The organism is Aliiroseovarius crassostreae, assembly GCF_049803815.1.
GTDB lineage: Bacteria > Pseudomonadota > Alphaproteobacteria > Rhodobacterales > Rhodobacteraceae > Aliiroseovarius > Aliiroseovarius crassostreae_A.
The window spans coordinates 431,856-446,700 of sequence record NZ_JBNAGI010000002.1 but is presented as its reverse complement, the minus strand read 5'-3'; the positions used below and the strand labels follow the sequence as shown (position 1 = coordinate 446,700).

Genomic DNA, 14,845 nt, shown 5'->3' with positions numbered 1-14,845 from the left:
ATGATGACCAACAACCACCTGATGCCTCCGGGCACACCATCCGAACCGGGGTTCTGGCTTGATACCCCTCAGCATCGCAACTGGTTGATGGATCAGGCCCTGCGGCAACTGGAGTTTTTCAGCACAAGTTGTCGGCAGGGCCCCGGCTTCCACATCCTGGATCACGATGGAACGCCCCTGCCCGGCCAGTTGCAGGAGTTGCACACCACAACCCGTCTGGTTCACTCTTTCGCGTTGGGGCATCTCTCTGGGTTTCAGGGCGCGGAGCGGATCATTGATCACGGGATGGCCTATCTGAACAGCCACCACCGGGATCGTGCGCATGGTGGTTATCTCTGGGCGCTGGACGGCGATCAGATCAAGGATGACCGCAAGCTGGCCTACGGGCATGTCTTTGTCCTGCTTGCCTCGGCCAGTGCGAAATTGGCGGGCCACCCGGAAGCAGATCGCCTGATGGCGGATGTTCGCGCGGTTCTGGACCGGCATTTCTGGGACGACGACGCGGGATTGTTCTGCGATGAATGGAACCGGGACTGGACCCCATTTTCCACCTATCGCGGCATGAATGCCAATATGCACGGTGTCGAGGCCCTGCTGACCGCCTATGAGGCAACCGGCGATGAGATCTATCTTAAACGCGCCGGTCGCATTCTGGCGTTTTTCATCGGCAAAATCGCTCCGGATGAAAATTGGCGCCTGCCAGAGCATTACACGTCTGACTGGCAGGTTGATCGCGGCTACGCTGGCGACCCGATGTTCAGACCCGCAGGGACCACGCCAGGCCATTCCTTTGAACTGGGCCGGCTTCAATTGCAGCACTGGGATCTGTCAGGGCGACCAGACTCTGACGCCCCTGAAACAGCGCGTCGCCTGATTGAACGGGCGTTAAAGGATGCCTGGTTGCCCGGGGGCGGCTTTGCCTACACACTTGATTTCAATGGCCAGGTTGACAATGCGTCCCGGTTTTGGTGGCCGGTCACCGAAGCCATCGGGGCGGTCGCGGCCCTGATCGCCCTGGACAGAAGGCCCGCGGATGAAATCTGGTACAGAAAGCTTTGGACCTACGCAAATGACACCCATGTGGATCACACCCATGGCGGCTGGGTTCCAGCGGTGGATGACACCGGGCAGATCGTGACCTCGATTTTTGATGGCAAACCCGATATCTACCATTCCCTACAGGCCTGTTTGTTCCCATTGTCAGGGCGACTGTCGAGGATGATGCCGCTTTGAAAGACCGGCCCCGGCAGGAGGTTCCATGCGATCCCGTATGGTCAGCCATCTGACGCGGCCCATGGCTGGCGCAAAACGGCCCACCCTGTGCTGGTGCCAATCAACAACTCGGAGGAAACACAGATGATCCTGTGCTGTGGTGAAGCGTTGATCGACATGATCCCGGAACCGACCCGTTCGGGCGATCAGGGCTTTGTGCCCCATTGCGGCGGGGCGGTTTTTAACACCGCCATCGCCTTGGGGCGGCTGGGGGCGCGCGTGGGTCTTTTGACAGGGCTGTCGAGCGATCTTTTTGGCCGTCAACTGGTCGACGCGTTAAACGCCAGCCAGGTGGACACCCGCCACATTCTCACCAGCGACCGACCGACGACGCTGGCCTTTGTCAATCTCGTCAACGGTCAGGCAAACTATACGTTCTATGACGAAAACTCGGCTGGACGCATGTTGACACCCGACCACATTCCGCCCCTGTCAGACGCGATTTCGACACTTTATTTTGGCGGCATCAGCCTGGCCTGTGAACCGGCAGCAGACACCTATCTGGAAATCGCCAAAGCGCAAGCAGGCACCCGCACCATCATTGTTGACCCGAACATACGTGCAGGGTTCATTGCGGACGAACCCCGTTACCGCGCGCGGCTGGACAGACTGATCGCTCTGACCGATGTGCTAAAGGTCTCGGACGAGGATCTGAATTGGATCACCCCCGGCACCGCATCTCTGGATGAAAAAGCACGGGCGCTTTTGGCCCGGGGGCCGTCATGTGTCATCGTCACCCGTGGCGGCGAAGGCGCAACCGGTTACCTTGCGGGCGGCGCAAAGGTCGAGGCCCCCGCGCGACCTGTTTCGGTTGTCGACACCGTAGGCGCGGGGGATACGTTTAATGCCGGTGTCCTTGCGAGATTGTCCCGGGACGGTCACCTGAGCAAAGAGCGCATTGCCACCCTCCCCCCCGATGCGGCCTTTGAGGCCCTGTCTTTCGGCGCCGCAGTGGCCGCGATCACCGTCTCACGCGCCGGGGCCAACCCGCCTTGGGCCGACGAGCTGTGAGGGGGGGGATCACGGGTCAGACATGCGCGGTGGACCTAAGCCCCCTGCGTCAAAGACGACGCCCCATATCGCGCGGCGTCGGTCAATGGCCGCCTTATGACGGGTGGGACGAAAAAAGAAACGCACATTAAACCTTGACGGTGCGATCATACAGCTCGCCCTAATGCCCCCCCTGTACCATCGGTGCGCCCTGCCCTGCGTGGCCCAGGGCCTTGCGTTCGCGGGCCAGGGTACTCAGGCCCAGATCGTCCAGAATGGCATAGATGGCGGGCAGCGCGAACAGCACGATCAGGCTGGCGGTGAGCAGGCCAAAAACCAGGCTTGCGACCAGCGGGATCAGGATTTGCGCCTGCAGGCTGGTTTCCGTCAGGATCGGCAACAGGCCCGCTGCCGTCGTCATGCTGGTCAGAAAAATCGCCCGGAACCGTGCGCGCGCGGCCCGCGCGGCGGCCACCGCCACGGTCATCGCATCCCCATGTTCGCGTTTGACGAAATCCACCAGCAGGATCGAATTGTTCACCACCACGCCCGCAAGGGCCACGAACCCCAGCATACTGGGCATCGAAAAATCCAGCCCCATCGCCATGTGACCAAAGATGGCCCCGGTCAGCGACAGCGGGATCACCAGCATCACCACAACCGGTTCGACGTAGGAGCGAAACAGGAAGCTGAGCACCAGAAACACCCCGATCAGTCCCATCAGAAACCCTTTCAACATGGATTGCTGGGTCTTGCCCGCTTCGGCATTTTGCCCCTCGACATCCAGCGCAACGCCGGGATACCGGGCCAGCAGATCGGGCACGAACTGGTCCAGAATATCGCCGACGATTGCATTTGCATTGGCGATCCGGGTGTCGATGGTGCCCTGAACAGTGACGGTGCGGATGCCGTTTTCCCGGTTGATCCGGTTGTACCCCTGCCCGATCTCGACATCCGCCACCACGCCCAGCGGTACGGTGGATCCATCCGGGCGCGCGATGTGGAAATCATCGAAGGATCGGTAGGTCCCCTGATCACCGGCCGTGAACTGGGCGGTGACCTCCAACAGGCTGCCGCGGACCTGCATTTCACTGACCTTGGTGCCGAAATAGGCCGCCCGAAGCTGATCGGCGATCATTGCCGCGGTGATCCCCATGGGACCCGCGGCATCGTTCAACGTCACGCGTAGCTCGCGCTTGCCGGGGCGCAGATCATCCAGAACGGACGTGACCCCGGCATATTGCCAGATCCAGTCCTGAAGCTCGGTCGCGGCGGATTTAAGCGCGGTCAGGTCGTCACCCTTCAGCCGCATGTCGATGGCGACCCCGGCCGGGCCGATGGTTGATTCCGCATATTTCAGGCTGATCACATCCGGCACGGGACCGACCCTGTCGCGCCAAAGCGCCATAATGGCGTCGGGCCGGTGCGCGCGCTCGGCCGAGGGCAGAAGATCGACGCTGACCGTGGCCACATGGGCGCCGGTTTCAAACGCATCGCGGTTTTCGCCATAATAAACCGACACATGTCGGATCAACTCGGCGCTTCCCGGCTGCTCGGGCGACAATTGCGTATTGACCTGATCAAGCCCCTCTTCCAACCGCGCCACAACCGCTTCGGTCCGCGCGCGCGGCGTGCCCTGGGGCAGCAGGACCCGCGCGACGATGGTGTCCCCATCCAATTCCGGGAAGGCCGTGAATTTCAGGTATCCCCCCGCCAACATGCTGGCCGCCACCAAAAGCGCGGCAAAGCTGAGCCCCGCCGTGACATAGCGCCAGCGAATGGCCAGATCGACCAAGGGGCCAACCCCCCGTTCGCGGATCCAGACCACGGCGTTTTCCACGCGCGCGGTCACGCCGGTCTGGGTCGGGGGCCGGTCCAGACTGTGGATCAGGTGATGGGGCAGGATCAGGAACGCTTCGACCAGAGACACGGCCAGCACAAACAGCATGACCACCGGAACGACCCGCAGGACCGCGCCGATATCCCCTTGCAGAAAGGCGAGGGATCCGAAAATCAACGCGGTTGTCGTGAAGGAGGCCAGCACATTGGGCAGCACTTGGGTGGCACCCTCGACCGCGGCCTCCATCGCGGTCAGACCCTTTTCGCGTTGGCGCGCAATGTTTTCGGCAATCACGATGGCGTCGTCCATCAACAGGCCGATCACGATCAACAGGCCAAGCGTCGTCATCAGGTTCAACGAATACCCGGCCAGCCACATCAGCGCCACACCGCCCATAAACGACACCGGCAGACCCATGGCCACCCAGAACGAAAACCGAAACCCGAAAAACAGCCAAAGCACCAGGAACACCAGCGCCAGCCCCTGCAATCCGTTGACCACCACCAGCGACAGCCGGTCGCGCACGACCGAGGCCGCATCGGTGGTGATCTCCATCACCACACCGGGCGGGCCCTGTGCCCGCTCGGCCTCGATAAAGGCCTTCAACGTGTCGACAATCGTCAACGCATCTTCGGCGCGCGTCTTGCTGATATCAAGGACGGCAGCGGGCCGACCGTCAAAGGTGATGACCTCATCGTCGCTGGCGAATTGTTCGGTGATGGTCGCGATATCGCCCAGGCGCACCTGCCCGCCCGAGGGGGACGACCGCACGACCAGGGCGGCCAGATCATCGACCGTGCGGCGTTCCTCGGCCACGCGGATCAGCAGGGTTTCGGTCGCGGTGGCAATGTCGCCCCCGGGCAGATCCACACTGCCCGATTGCACCAGACGCGCCACATCCGCGACCGACACACCGAATTGCAAAAGCGCTTCGGGTTTCAGGCCGACATGCAACTCGCGCGTGGAAAACCCCCGGATATCGACCTTGGGAATGCCGCCCCACGCCAACATACGGGTGCGTATGTCTTCGGCGAGGTCCTTCAGATCGGTGCGCCGTTCTGGCCCGGTCACGGCGATTGAGGCCACGAAATCTGTTTGCCCCAGGGCGCGGACCCGGGCGGTTTCGGCGCGCGCCGGCAGGTCGGTGATGCCGTCGATTTCGGATTTCACATCGGCCACAAACGCCTGATAATCCTCGCCTTCGCGCATCCGCACCACCGACCGGGCCAGGCTTTCGCGCGCTTCGCAGGACTGGCGGTCAATGCCCGTCACCGCATCCAGCGCGTTTTCGATCCGTTCGCAAATGGCGGTTTCCACATCCTCGGGGCGGGCACCGGGATAGGGCACGGAGATCTCGACCTCGTTCTGGGCGGCGCGCGGAAAGGTTTCGCGCAACAGGGTTGGCGCCACAAAGAGACCGGCGACCAAAAACGCGATCATCAGAAGATTGGCGATGGTCGGGTGGCCTGCGAAAAACCGGATCATTGTGCGCGCCCCTCAACCACCTGCCCGTCCCCCAACCTGTCTGCCAGCGCGCCATCTTCGGTCACGTCCAGCAACATGCCCTCCACCACGCTGCCCGGCTGGCTGACCAGAATGCGCGCGCCCGGGGCAACGTCGCCGGTGATCAGGGCAATGCCGTCCTGCACCAGCCGGGTCCCGGTCTCGACCGTGCGCAACCGATCCTCGGCATCGGCCAGCAATATCCGCCCATCGCGCACCGCGCTTCGGGGCACCCAAATGCCGCTTTCCGGCTTGCCCACCAAAGACACCTCGACAAACATGCCTTTGGTCAACGGCGGACGTTTCCCGGGTTCGACCCCGGAATAGGCGGTGTCGACCCGCACGATCACCCCCAGGGTTCCGGATTTTGGATCAATGGTGTCGCTGATCCGGTCAACCCGGGCAGGCCAGCGGATCACGTCACCTTCCAGCCGAAGCTGCACCTCGGCCGTCAGATCCAGACGGCGCAGAACCTCGGTCAGGGTGGCCGGGTCAAGCGCCACCGCCTGCTGATCCCCCAACGTGGATTTCAGCAGCGTCCGGAGCGCGGCAATGGGCACCTGCGCCTCGACCTCTCCGGCCGCGATCCCATCCAACACGGCGGCGGTCTGACCTGATCGCAGAAACTGCCCCGTTTCGACCGAGACCGCGGCGACGCGCGCCGCGAACGGCAAGGTCAACTCGGTGCGGGCCAAATTCAGTTTGGCGGTTTCCAAGCTGGCGCGGTAGACCGCAATTTGCTCGGTCTGAACGGCCCGTTGCGTGGGCACAAGCGCCAGCGCGCTTTCCAGTGACTGCACCTTCTGGCGTTGCGCCAGATGCGCGGTGCGCGCGGCGTCCACGGCGGTTTGCGAAATCGTGCCGTTGCGCAACAGCGTCTCGGCCCGCTTCAGATCGGCGTCCCGCAGGGCCAGAAGGTCGCGTTCAATGTCAAGCGCGTCGATCTGGTTTGCCTCGGACACGGCAATCTCTGACAACCGCGCTTCGGCGGCGCGGATATTGGCATCGGCCTGCGCGATGGCCAGGTTGAAATCAGCGGGTGACACGCGCAAAAGCACCGCGCCGGCGGGCAAAATGGCCCCCTTCTGCAACCCCGGATTGACGTATTCAACCGTGCCCCCGACCTGGGTGATCGCCTCGTAGGTGCGCGCGGGACGCACCAGACCGTATCCGACCACATGCGGCGCGACGGCCAATGTCCGGGCCGGGATCACCCGCACCGGGGTTGCCCGTTCGACAAGCGGGATGCGCTCAGGCGGGGCGCGGTTCGCCACGACAAAGACCAGCGCGGCCACCCCAATCGCAACAATGGGCAGGGTCACCAGAAGCATCTTCAGGCTGGGTTTCAGGACGGGTTTCATGTGATCTCTCCCTGTGTTGTCAGGAGCCTGAGTTGCAGGTCCAGCAAACGGGCGCCGGTGCTCAGGAAGTTTTCTGTTTCGCGAAACCGCAAAAGCCGCAGGGCCAGACCCTGGACCACGCTGATCAGCAGGTTGGTGCTATCTTCCGTGTCAAGGTCCGATCGGATCTCTCCCACGCTCTGCCCCTCGCGCATCGCCCGGTGAATGGCCGCACGCAGCCCCCCCATGCACAGGGTCACCCGCGTCCGGACCGCCGTGGTGTCGGCAGTGGGATCGCGCATCACCATGATCTCGGGCAAGGCGGGATGGTCATGCAGCAGGCGAAGCTGTCCCATCACCAGCGCCCTCAGTTGGTCGAGGGGCCGGGGGTGGTCGGCGGCGGCACGGATGTTGGCGTCAATCCGCTGGCACAGCGCGTCGGTGACGGCGTCCCAGATATCGTCTTTGCTGGGGAAATGCTTGTAAATCGCGGGCTGTGTCAGGCCCAGACGGTCGGCGATCAGGGCGGTGGTCACCCGATCCGGGCCGACTTCAAAGGCCAGATCCATCGCGGTGCGGGTGATTTCCGTTTTTCTGACCGAGGCGGGTTTTCGGGTTCTCGTCGTCATCTGCGCGTGCCCGATAACGTCAGGGCGATCGCCACCCACACCCCGGTCCGAAGGATCAACGCGCCGAGGGTTCGCAGTTCATACGCGCCGCCAAGCGCCACCCATACGCCAAACCCCACCAACACCAGTGCCGTCGCCCCGGCGATGGCAACCGACAGACCCAACGCCCAGGGGCGCGCGCGCCAAATTCCCAAACCTGCCGCGAGATAGGCCAATCCGGCAAGAAAGTTGAACCAGACCACAAAGGGCACAAACCGCCCTGCCCGCTCTTGCACGATATCGGGTCCAAACAGCACGGCCCCGCTCGAAAAGACCGTCATCGCGCCGAAGACAATCGCCAACAGGGCCAATCCTTTCAGACGTGGCCGCGGGGGTCGATTTTGAGAGCTTTCTGTCGTCTTCATTGGCGCCTTGAAACCCTTCCGTAGGGGTCAATCCGTTAAGTTATAGATCAATAACTAACGTATCCCAACTGGTCGTTCAATGTCTTTCAGAGGATCACCCGCAATCCGTCTCGCCCACGCAAATCGGCGCGGCGCATAACCGGCGAGTGTTAACCAGAGAGCAGATTGGTTTCGGAGATCACGACGGTCTTCGCGGGGTCCCAGCCAAGGCACAGACACCGCCCCTCAGGTCGTCGACGGGTACGGCGTGATAATTGAGGGTTCAATTGCCCTGAGTTCAGCTTGTCATACGTGACATCCGAGGTCTTGGAGGCAATAAATAACCTTAATTGCAATAAGTTGTGCCTGTAACCTCAGAAGATGATCGATCAACTGGGCATGAAAGGTAGAGCGCTTTGAGAGCAGCAAATGGGCTGATCAACTTGGCAAATGTCTGTGGCAAGGAAGACGGGCGGTCGTTATTGACTGCGACCCTAAATTGATTGCGACCTTAATGCCGCAAGGAGGTCTATTTGCGTTTTCTGCACCGAATGAATCGCTGCAGAAAGATCTTATCCCAATGCATATCCTGTCCCGCGGACCGTGCGCAGCGGGTCGTCGCCGCCAAATTTGCACAGCGCTTTGCGCAAGCGCCCGACATGAACATCCACCGTGCGGGTGTCGACATAGACGTCACGCCCCCAAACCCGATCAAGAAGTTGTTCCCGGCTCCAGACCCGCCCAGGGTTTTCCATCAACGTGGACAGAAGACGAAACTCGGTTGGGCCCAGTTTGATCGCCTCGCCGTCGCGCGTGACCCGATGGCTTTCACCGTCAAGCACAATGCCCTGAAATTCCAGCCGCTGGCCAATGGCCGCAGGCCGGGTGCGCCGCAACTGGGTGCGAATGCGCGCCATCAGTTCGGACACGGAATAGGGTTTCACCACGTAATCATCCGCCCCGGTTTCCAACCCCCGGACACGATCCAGCTCTTCCGACCGGGCCGACAGCATGATCACCGGAATGGCACGGGTTTCCTTGCGGGTTTTCACTTGCCGGCAGATCTCGATCCCCGATACGCCGGGCAACATCCAGTCGAGCAGGATCAGATCCGGCATCACCTCGTCGACCATGATCAACGCGTCATCGCCGTTTTCGGCCATCATCACCTCATAGCCTTCCGAGGTGAGGTTATAGCGCAGGATTTCCCGCTGCGCCGGCTCATCCTCGACCAGCAGAACACAGGGCTTGGCCGCCGTCATTCGGGCTCACCTTCGGTCGGCAGTTCATAATTGACCGAGTTGCCTTTCGGTCGGGCCTCTTCGGGCATCACACCTGTGACCAGATAGATCACCTGATCCGCGATTGACGTCACGTGGTCGCCCATCCGTTCGATATTTTTTGCGATGAAATGCAGGTGCATACACGAGGAAATATTGCGCGGGTCTTCCATCATGAAGGTCAGGAATTCGCGAAACAGCGCATTATACATCTGGTCCACTTCGATATCGCGATGGCGCACGTCCTGGGCCAGATCCACGTCACGGCGGATATAGGCATCAAGCACGTCCGAGAGCATCATCTGCACCTCCTTGGCCATGCGCTTGATGGCGCCTGATGCGCCGTCAATCGGCTGCATATGCACAAGTACAGTGGTGCGTTTTGCCATGTTTTTGGCATAGTCGCCCACCCGTTCCAGGTTGGCGGCAATGCGCATCACGGTCAGTACGGTGCGCAAGTCCGAGGCAATCGGTTGGCGCAGCGCCAGAAGCTGCGCGCATTCTTCCTGGATCTGCGTGTCCAGCGCGTCGATCTTGCGATCAGCGCGGCGCACCTGCTCGGCAAGTTCTTCGTCGCGCTGTTTCAACGATTTTGCGCCCTGGCGAATGTTTTGTTCTACCAGCCCGCCCATCTTCATCACATGGGCCTGAATCTCTTCCAGATCGCGGTCAAATGCGGATGCAATATGTTGGTCGTTCATTTTTATGGTCCCTGCTCTTAACCAATCCGACCGGTGATATAAGCCTCGGTCCGGCTGTCTTCGGGGTTGGTGAAAATCTTGGTTGTATCGTCATATTCCACCAGGTTGCCCATGTGGAAAAACGCGGTCTTTTGGCTGACGCGTGCGGCCTGCTGCATCGAGTGGGTCACGATCACAACAGCGAATTTTTCGCGCAGCTCGTCGATCAGCTCTTCCACCTGTGCCGTGGCAATGGGGTCGAGCGCCGAACAGGGCTCGTCCATCAGCAAAACCTCAGGCTCGGTCGCCACGGCGCGGGCAATGCACAGGCGTTGCTGCTGGCCGCCAGACAGGCCCGTTCCCGGGGCGTTCAAACGATCTTTCACCTCGTCCCAAATTGCGCCGCGACGCAGGGATTTCTCTACGATATCATCGAGTTCCGCCTTGTTGCGCGCCAACCCATGGATGCGCGGACCATAGGCGATATTGTCATAGATCGACTTGGGGAACGGGTTGGGTTTTTGAAACACCATGCCCACTTTCGCGCGCAGCTGAACCGGGTCGACCCGCTTGTCATAGATGTCTTCCCCATCAAGCAGAATGTCGCCCTGCACGCGGCAGATATCAATTGTATCATTCATCCGGTTCAGGCAGCGCAGGAAGGTCGATTTCCCGCAGCCCGAGGGGCCGATAAAGGCGGTCACGGTCTTGTCCTGGATCTCGACATTCACGTCTTTGATCGCATGGGTGTCGCCATAATGGACCTGCACATTCTTGGCAGAGATCTTGGTTGTTTGCATGTCCACGGTGCTTTCGATTTTTGTCATGTCGTTCATGTGTATGACCCCCTTGTTTACCAGCGGCGCTCAAAGCGGCGGCGCAGGAGGATTGCGATGATATTCATGGTCATCAGGAAGAGAAGCAAGATGATGATCCCGCCCCAGGCGCGTTCGTAATAGGCGGGGTCCGCTCGTTTGGCCCATTCATAGATTTGCGCGGGCATGGCCGAATTGGGGCTGAGGAAGCCGTCAATGATCCCCTCCGGGTGGTTCGAGGCGATATAGCCCACCATGCCGATCAGAAGCAGCGGGGCGGTTTCCCCCAACGCCTGCGCCAGCCCGATGATGGTGCCGGTCAGAATGCCCGGCATCGCCAGTGGCAGAACATGGTGGAACACGGTCTGCATTTTCGACGCGCCAATGCCCAATGCGGCCTCGCGGATCGACGGCGGCACCGCCTTCAGCGACGCGCGGGTCGAGATGATGATGGTCGGCAGCGTCATCAATGTCAGCACAAGCCCCCCCACCAAGGGCGCCGATTGCGGAAAATGCGCAAACTGGATGAACACGGCCAAGCCAAGGATACCAAAGACAATCGACGGCACCGCGGCCAGGTTCGAGATGTTCACCTCGATCAGATCGGTGAACCAGTTTTGCCGGGCAAATTCTTCCAGGTAAATCGACGCGGCCACGCCGATGGGCAGGGCGGCGGCCAGAACCACCAGCATCATGTAGAAGCTGCCTAGCATCGACACACCAATCCCGGCCTGTTCCGGGCGGCTTTCCGACGCATCTGCCCCGGTGATGAAGCTGAGGTTGAAGCCTTTGCGCACAACGCCCGCCTCGCGCAGCGCATCGACCATATCCAGATGCATCGGGGTCAGGTTCTTGTCGCGTGCCAGGCTTTCACGGCTGACGCGATCTTTCAGGTAACCGTCAACGCGCGACGAGGCCAAGAGGTCAAATTCGACCGTGTCGCCAATGCGGTTGGGGTTGGCGATCACAAACTCGCGGATCTGCGACGCGGCCCCAGAGGACAACATCTTGCGCAGGTCCTTGCCCTTGGTGAACGGGTTTTCGATCCCCGCGTCGTCCAGCGCGCGTTTGATCGCGTCGTCGATCAGAGGGTTATAGCCAAAGGTGGTCACCTTCTTGATCTTCTCGATATCGCGCGCGCCGGATTTGTCCAGCTTGGCTTCCAGAAGCTCCACCTGCAAGGTCAAGGTAGTCTGTTGAAACGCCCCGACCCCTTTGACGATGATCGAGCTGATCAACAGCACCAGGAACACCAGACCAATGGCAATGGCCGTGATCCCGTAGGCGCGAAAGCGTTTCTCGGCAGCGTTGCGTTGTTTCGTGCGCGTGTCTTGCGAAAGCAGTGACGACGCGGCGGGCTGCGCTTCGGGCAGCCCGTTTGCAGTCAGGTCGGTCATTCGTATTGCTCCCGATATTTGCGCACGATGTAAAGCGCCAGTACGTTCAGGCCGAGGGTGAGGATGAAAAGCGTCATGCCAAGGGCGAAGGCCACCAGCGCCTCGGGCGAGGCGAAATCTGCGTCCCCGGTCAACTGAGAGACGATCTTGGCGGTCACGGTGGTCATTGCCTCGAACGGATTGAGCGATAGGCGGGCGGCGGCCCCTGCCCCCATCACCACGATCATGGTTTCGCCAATCGCACGGGATGCGGCCAGCAGGATGGCCCCGACGATCCCCGGAAGGGCTGCGGGCAGGATCACCTGTTTCACGGTTTCAGATTGCGTGGCGCCCAGCCCGTAAGATCCGTCGCGCATCGCTTGCGGCACAGCGTTGATGATGTCATCGGACAGCGAGGACACGAAGGGAATGAGCATGATGCCCATCACCAGCCCGGCGGTCATGACGGACCGTGCGCCCTGCATCCAGTTCAGCCCGTCCGCGCCGAACACCTCGACCAGCATTGGGCCGACCACGGTCAGGGCAAACAGACCGTAAACGATGGTCGGGATCCCGGCGAGCACTTCGAGCAGCGGTTTTGCCATCGCCCGCGTCTTGGCACCAGCATATTCCGACAGATAGACTGCCGCGAAAAGCCCGATTGGCACGGCCACGGCCAGCGCCACAATCGAGATATAGAGGGTGCCCCACAGAAGCGGCAGAATGCCCAGATGTTCGGACCCGCCGCGCCCTTCCGGCGACCAGGTCAGGCCAAACAGGAAATCCCCCATCGGGAACATGCCAAAGAAGCTGACCGTGTTGAAAATCAGCGACAGCACAATGCCCAGCGTGGTCAGGATCGCGATCATCGCCGCCCCGATCAGCACCATCAGGACGCCCCGTTCCACCAGGTTGCGGGCGCGCAGCTCGCCGTGGGTTTTGAAGATCGCCGCCAGAAATCCAGCGACGGCGATGAGCAACACAACGCCGGTCATGATCCAATTGCCGGTCATGGTCTTGGCGCGATAGGCGCGGGCGGCCGACAGCACCTCTTCGCTGACCTCAGATCCCAGCGCCACGCCGACATTGCCCAGAAGGGCGCGAATATCGGTGGTTGCGGTCGAAAGTGTTTCCAGCGCGCTTTGTTGCACCACGCCCTGTTGAACCGCCGCATCCAGCCCGTCCGCCACGCGTTTCACGTCGCTCATGATCAGGTTCAAGGCGCCTGCGTCTTCGTAGGATGTGGTCGGGATCATGCCAGACACCGACCCGTTGATCATCAAGGGTTGAATGACCACCCAGAGCGCCAAAACCAGCACCGCAGGAACAAACGCGAGCATGGAGACGTTGAAGCCGTAATAATTGGGCAGCGAGTGCAGGCGCCGACGGTCGCCTTGGACCGAAGAAAGCGCCCGGCCCCGTCCCAGGACAAACCCAAGGACGGCCAGCGCCAGGATCGTGAGCAGAAGGAAAGAAGCGGACATTGGGTGTCTCTTGCTAATGCAGCGGATCTTGCCCCGATCCGGGAAGGGGTGTGGCGGCGCGACCCCTGCCGCGCCGCCTGGTCATCTGCGCGGTGATCAGTTGGTCATCGCGGTTTCGTTGGCCACGGCCTCTTGGGTCGCTGCCAGTTCCGGATCAGCCACCAGACCATATTCCGACAGCGGGCCATCGGGGCCGGCAATCTCATCCGCCACGAAGAACTCGGCATATTCTTTCAGGCCGGGGATCACGCCGATATGGGCTTTCTTGATGTAGAAATACAGCGGGCGCGACACGGGGTATTCGCCCGACGCGATGGTTTCGGTCGACGGTGCAATGCCCGACATGGTCGCCACTTGCAGCGTGTCGGTGTTGTTTTCGTAGAACGCCAGGCCGAAGACGCCGATGCCGTCTTTGTTGGCGTCGATCGAGGCGAGGGTTTCGGTATAGTCGCCGTCAATGTCGACCGATTTGCCGTCGGTGCGCACTTTGTAGCACATCTTGGCCGCGGCTTTTTTCTTGGCTTTCTCGTCGTCGCCTTCTGCGGCGGCCAGGAACGCATCATAGGCGCCGGTGGCTTTACAGCCAGCTTCCATCACCTTCACTTCGAACACTTCGCGGGTGCCGTGCTTGGTGCCCGGGATGAAGGCGGCGATGTCCACGGCGGGCAGGTTGGCGTTGAACTCGTTCCACTGGTTGTAGCTGTTGTCGACCAGCTTGCCGTCTACCATCACCTGCGCGCCCAGGGCGTTGTAGATGTCAGCCGGTTCAAACGCGCCGAAATCCGGGCCGGTCAGTTGCGAGGCGAACACGATGCCATCATAGCCAATGCGCACTTCGATGATGTCTTTCACACCGGCTTCAGCACATTTGGCGATCTCTTTGTCTTTGATCTTGCGCGAGGCGTTGGCGATGTCGATGGTGTTTTCGCCGACGCCTTCGCAAAACCGTTTCAGGCCAGCCGACGAGCCGCCCGATTCAACAACCGGGGTCGGGAAATCGAAGTTTTCACCAAAGGCTTCGGCCACAATCGAGGCATAGGGCAGCACGGTGGACGAGCCGGCAACCTGCACCTGATCACGGGCGGTGGCTACGGTTGCGGTTGCGGCCGTCAAGGCCAGGGCGGAAGCGGTCAGTTTGACGAAAGACATTGTCTTCTCCTGTTTACATCATGCCACCTGATCAGGTGACTTGGCGCTGTCCTAATGCGCTTGATCAAAGCTTTTGTGACGCTTGTGTAACAGGAGTGTGACAG

At 61.0% G+C, this 14,845-nt stretch carries 12 protein-coding genes; 2 read left to right on the top strand and 10 right to left on the bottom strand.

Features of this window, described 5'->3' with window-relative positions; all coding sequences use genetic code 11:
* Window positions 1-3 precede the first annotated feature (3 nt).
* Both ACP15V_RS07960 and ACP15V_RS07955 read left to right on the top strand, forming a co-directional pair.
* On the top strand, window positions 4-1,233 hold the full coding sequence (locus ACP15V_RS07960; protein WP_424943138.1) for an AGE family epimerase/isomerase: 1,230 nt from the start codon (window positions 4-6) through the stop codon (window positions 1,231-1,233).
* 123 nt (window positions 1,234-1,356) lie between these two features.
* A complete protein-coding gene (locus ACP15V_RS07955) occupies window positions 1,357-2,283 on the top strand; it encodes a carbohydrate kinase family protein (RefSeq protein ID WP_424943137.1) in 927 nt (308 codons plus the stop codon).
* Window positions 2,284-2,443: 160 nt separating this feature from the next.
* On the opposite strand, the gene ACP15V_RS07950 is transcribed toward ACP15V_RS07955, so the two are convergent.
* The 10 genes from ACP15V_RS07950 to ACP15V_RS07905 all read right to left on the bottom strand — a co-directional run bounded on the left by ACP15V_RS07950 (window position 2,444) and on the right by ACP15V_RS07905 (window position 14,741).
* Window positions 2,444-5,587: an efflux RND transporter permease subunit gene (locus ACP15V_RS07950; RefSeq protein WP_424943136.1), complete on the bottom strand. Its 3,144-nt coding sequence runs from the start codon at window positions 5,585-5,587 to the stop codon at window positions 2,444-2,446.
* Window positions 5,584-6,966, bottom strand: a complete 1,383-nt coding sequence (locus ACP15V_RS07945; protein ID WP_424943135.1) for an efflux RND transporter periplasmic adaptor subunit — start codon at window positions 6,964-6,966, stop codon at window positions 5,584-5,586. Before ACP15V_RS07945 ends, ACP15V_RS07950 begins: the two co-directional genes overlap by 4 nt.
* Entirely contained in the window at window positions 6,963-7,574 is a 612-nt protein-coding gene (locus ACP15V_RS07940; RefSeq protein WP_424943134.1) for a TetR/AcrR family transcriptional regulator, read from the bottom strand. The genes ACP15V_RS07945 and ACP15V_RS07940 overlap by 4 nt, the downstream gene beginning before the upstream one ends.
* Window positions 7,571-7,978, bottom strand: a complete 408-nt coding sequence (locus ACP15V_RS07935) for a hypothetical protein (RefSeq protein ID WP_424943133.1) — start codon at window positions 7,976-7,978, stop codon at window positions 7,571-7,573. Before ACP15V_RS07935 ends, ACP15V_RS07940 begins: the two co-directional genes overlap by 4 nt.
* Before the next feature lie 551 nt (window positions 7,979-8,529).
* Complete coding sequence (gene phoB, locus ACP15V_RS07930; protein WP_424943132.1) at window positions 8,530-9,219, bottom strand: phosphate regulon transcriptional regulator PhoB; 690 nt, start codon at window positions 9,217-9,219, stop codon at window positions 8,530-8,532.
* Complete coding sequence (phoU, locus tag ACP15V_RS07925) at window positions 9,216-9,938, bottom strand: phosphate signaling complex protein PhoU (RefSeq protein WP_424943131.1); 723 nt, start codon at window positions 9,936-9,938, stop codon at window positions 9,216-9,218. Before phoU ends, phoB begins: the two co-directional genes overlap by 4 nt.
* A gap of 17 nt (window positions 9,939-9,955) precedes the next feature.
* Window positions 9,956-10,753, bottom strand: coding sequence for a phosphate ABC transporter ATP-binding protein PstB (pstB, locus tag ACP15V_RS07920; protein ID WP_424943130.1), 798 nt, complete (start codon window positions 10,751-10,753; stop codon window positions 9,956-9,958).
* Window positions 10,754-10,770: 17 nt separating this feature from the next.
* Window positions 10,771-12,129 (bottom strand): phosphate ABC transporter permease PstA, encoded by a 1,359-nt coding sequence (pstA, locus tag ACP15V_RS07915; protein WP_424943129.1) that lies wholly within the window; start codon window positions 12,127-12,129, stop codon window positions 10,771-10,773.
* Window positions 12,126-13,592, bottom strand: coding sequence for a phosphate ABC transporter permease subunit PstC (gene pstC, locus ACP15V_RS07910; protein ID WP_424943128.1), 1,467 nt, complete (start codon window positions 13,590-13,592; stop codon window positions 12,126-12,128). Before pstC ends, pstA begins: the two co-directional genes overlap by 4 nt.
* Before the next feature lie 96 nt (window positions 13,593-13,688).
* On the bottom strand, window positions 13,689-14,741 hold the full coding sequence (locus ACP15V_RS07905) for a substrate-binding domain-containing protein (RefSeq protein WP_424943127.1): 1,053 nt from the start codon (window positions 14,739-14,741) through the stop codon (window positions 13,689-13,691).
* Window positions 14,742-14,845 lie beyond the last annotated feature (104 nt).

What these genes read in the sequence shown, in the direction of transcription:
- ACP15V_RS07960 (WP_424943138.1), top strand. Translation starts at nt 4, where the DNA reads ATGACCAACAACCACCTGATGCCTCCGGGCACACCATCCGAACCGGGG.
- ACP15V_RS07955 (WP_424943137.1), top strand. Translation starts at nt 1,357, where the DNA reads ATGATCCTGTGCTGTGGTGAAGCGTTGATCGACATGATCCCGGAACCG.
- ACP15V_RS07950 (WP_424943136.1), bottom strand. Translation starts at nt 5,587, where the DNA reads ATGATCCGGTTTTTCGCAGGCCACCCGACCATCGCCAATCTTCTGATG.
- ACP15V_RS07945 (WP_424943135.1), bottom strand. Translation starts at nt 6,966, where the DNA reads ATGAAACCCGTCCTGAAACCCAGCCTGAAGATGCTTCTGGTGACCCTG.
- ACP15V_RS07940 (WP_424943134.1), bottom strand. Translation starts at nt 7,574, where the DNA reads ATGACGACGAGAACCCGAAAACCCGCCTCGGTCAGAAAAACGGAAATC.
- ACP15V_RS07935 (WP_424943133.1), bottom strand. Translation starts at nt 7,978, where the DNA reads ATGAAGACGACAGAAAGCTCTCAAAATCGACCCCCGCGGCCACGTCTG.
- phoB (WP_424943132.1), bottom strand. Translation starts at nt 9,219, where the DNA reads ATGACGGCGGCCAAGCCCTGTGTTCTGCTGGTCGAGGATGAGCCGGCG.
- phoU (WP_424943131.1), bottom strand. Translation starts at nt 9,938, where the DNA reads ATGAACGACCAACATATTGCATCCGCATTTGACCGCGATCTGGAAGAG.
- pstB (WP_424943130.1), bottom strand. Translation starts at nt 10,753, where the DNA reads ATGAACGACATGACAAAAATCGAAAGCACCGTGGACATGCAAACAACC.
- pstA (WP_424943129.1), bottom strand. Translation starts at nt 12,129, where the DNA reads ATGACCGACCTGACTGCAAACGGGCTGCCCGAAGCGCAGCCCGCCGCG.
- pstC (WP_424943128.1), bottom strand. Translation starts at nt 13,592, where the DNA reads ATGTCCGCTTCTTTCCTTCTGCTCACGATCCTGGCGCTGGCCGTCCTT.
- ACP15V_RS07905 (WP_424943127.1), bottom strand. Translation starts at nt 14,741, where the DNA reads ATGTCTTTCGTCAAACTGACCGCTTCCGCCCTGGCCTTGACGGCCGCA.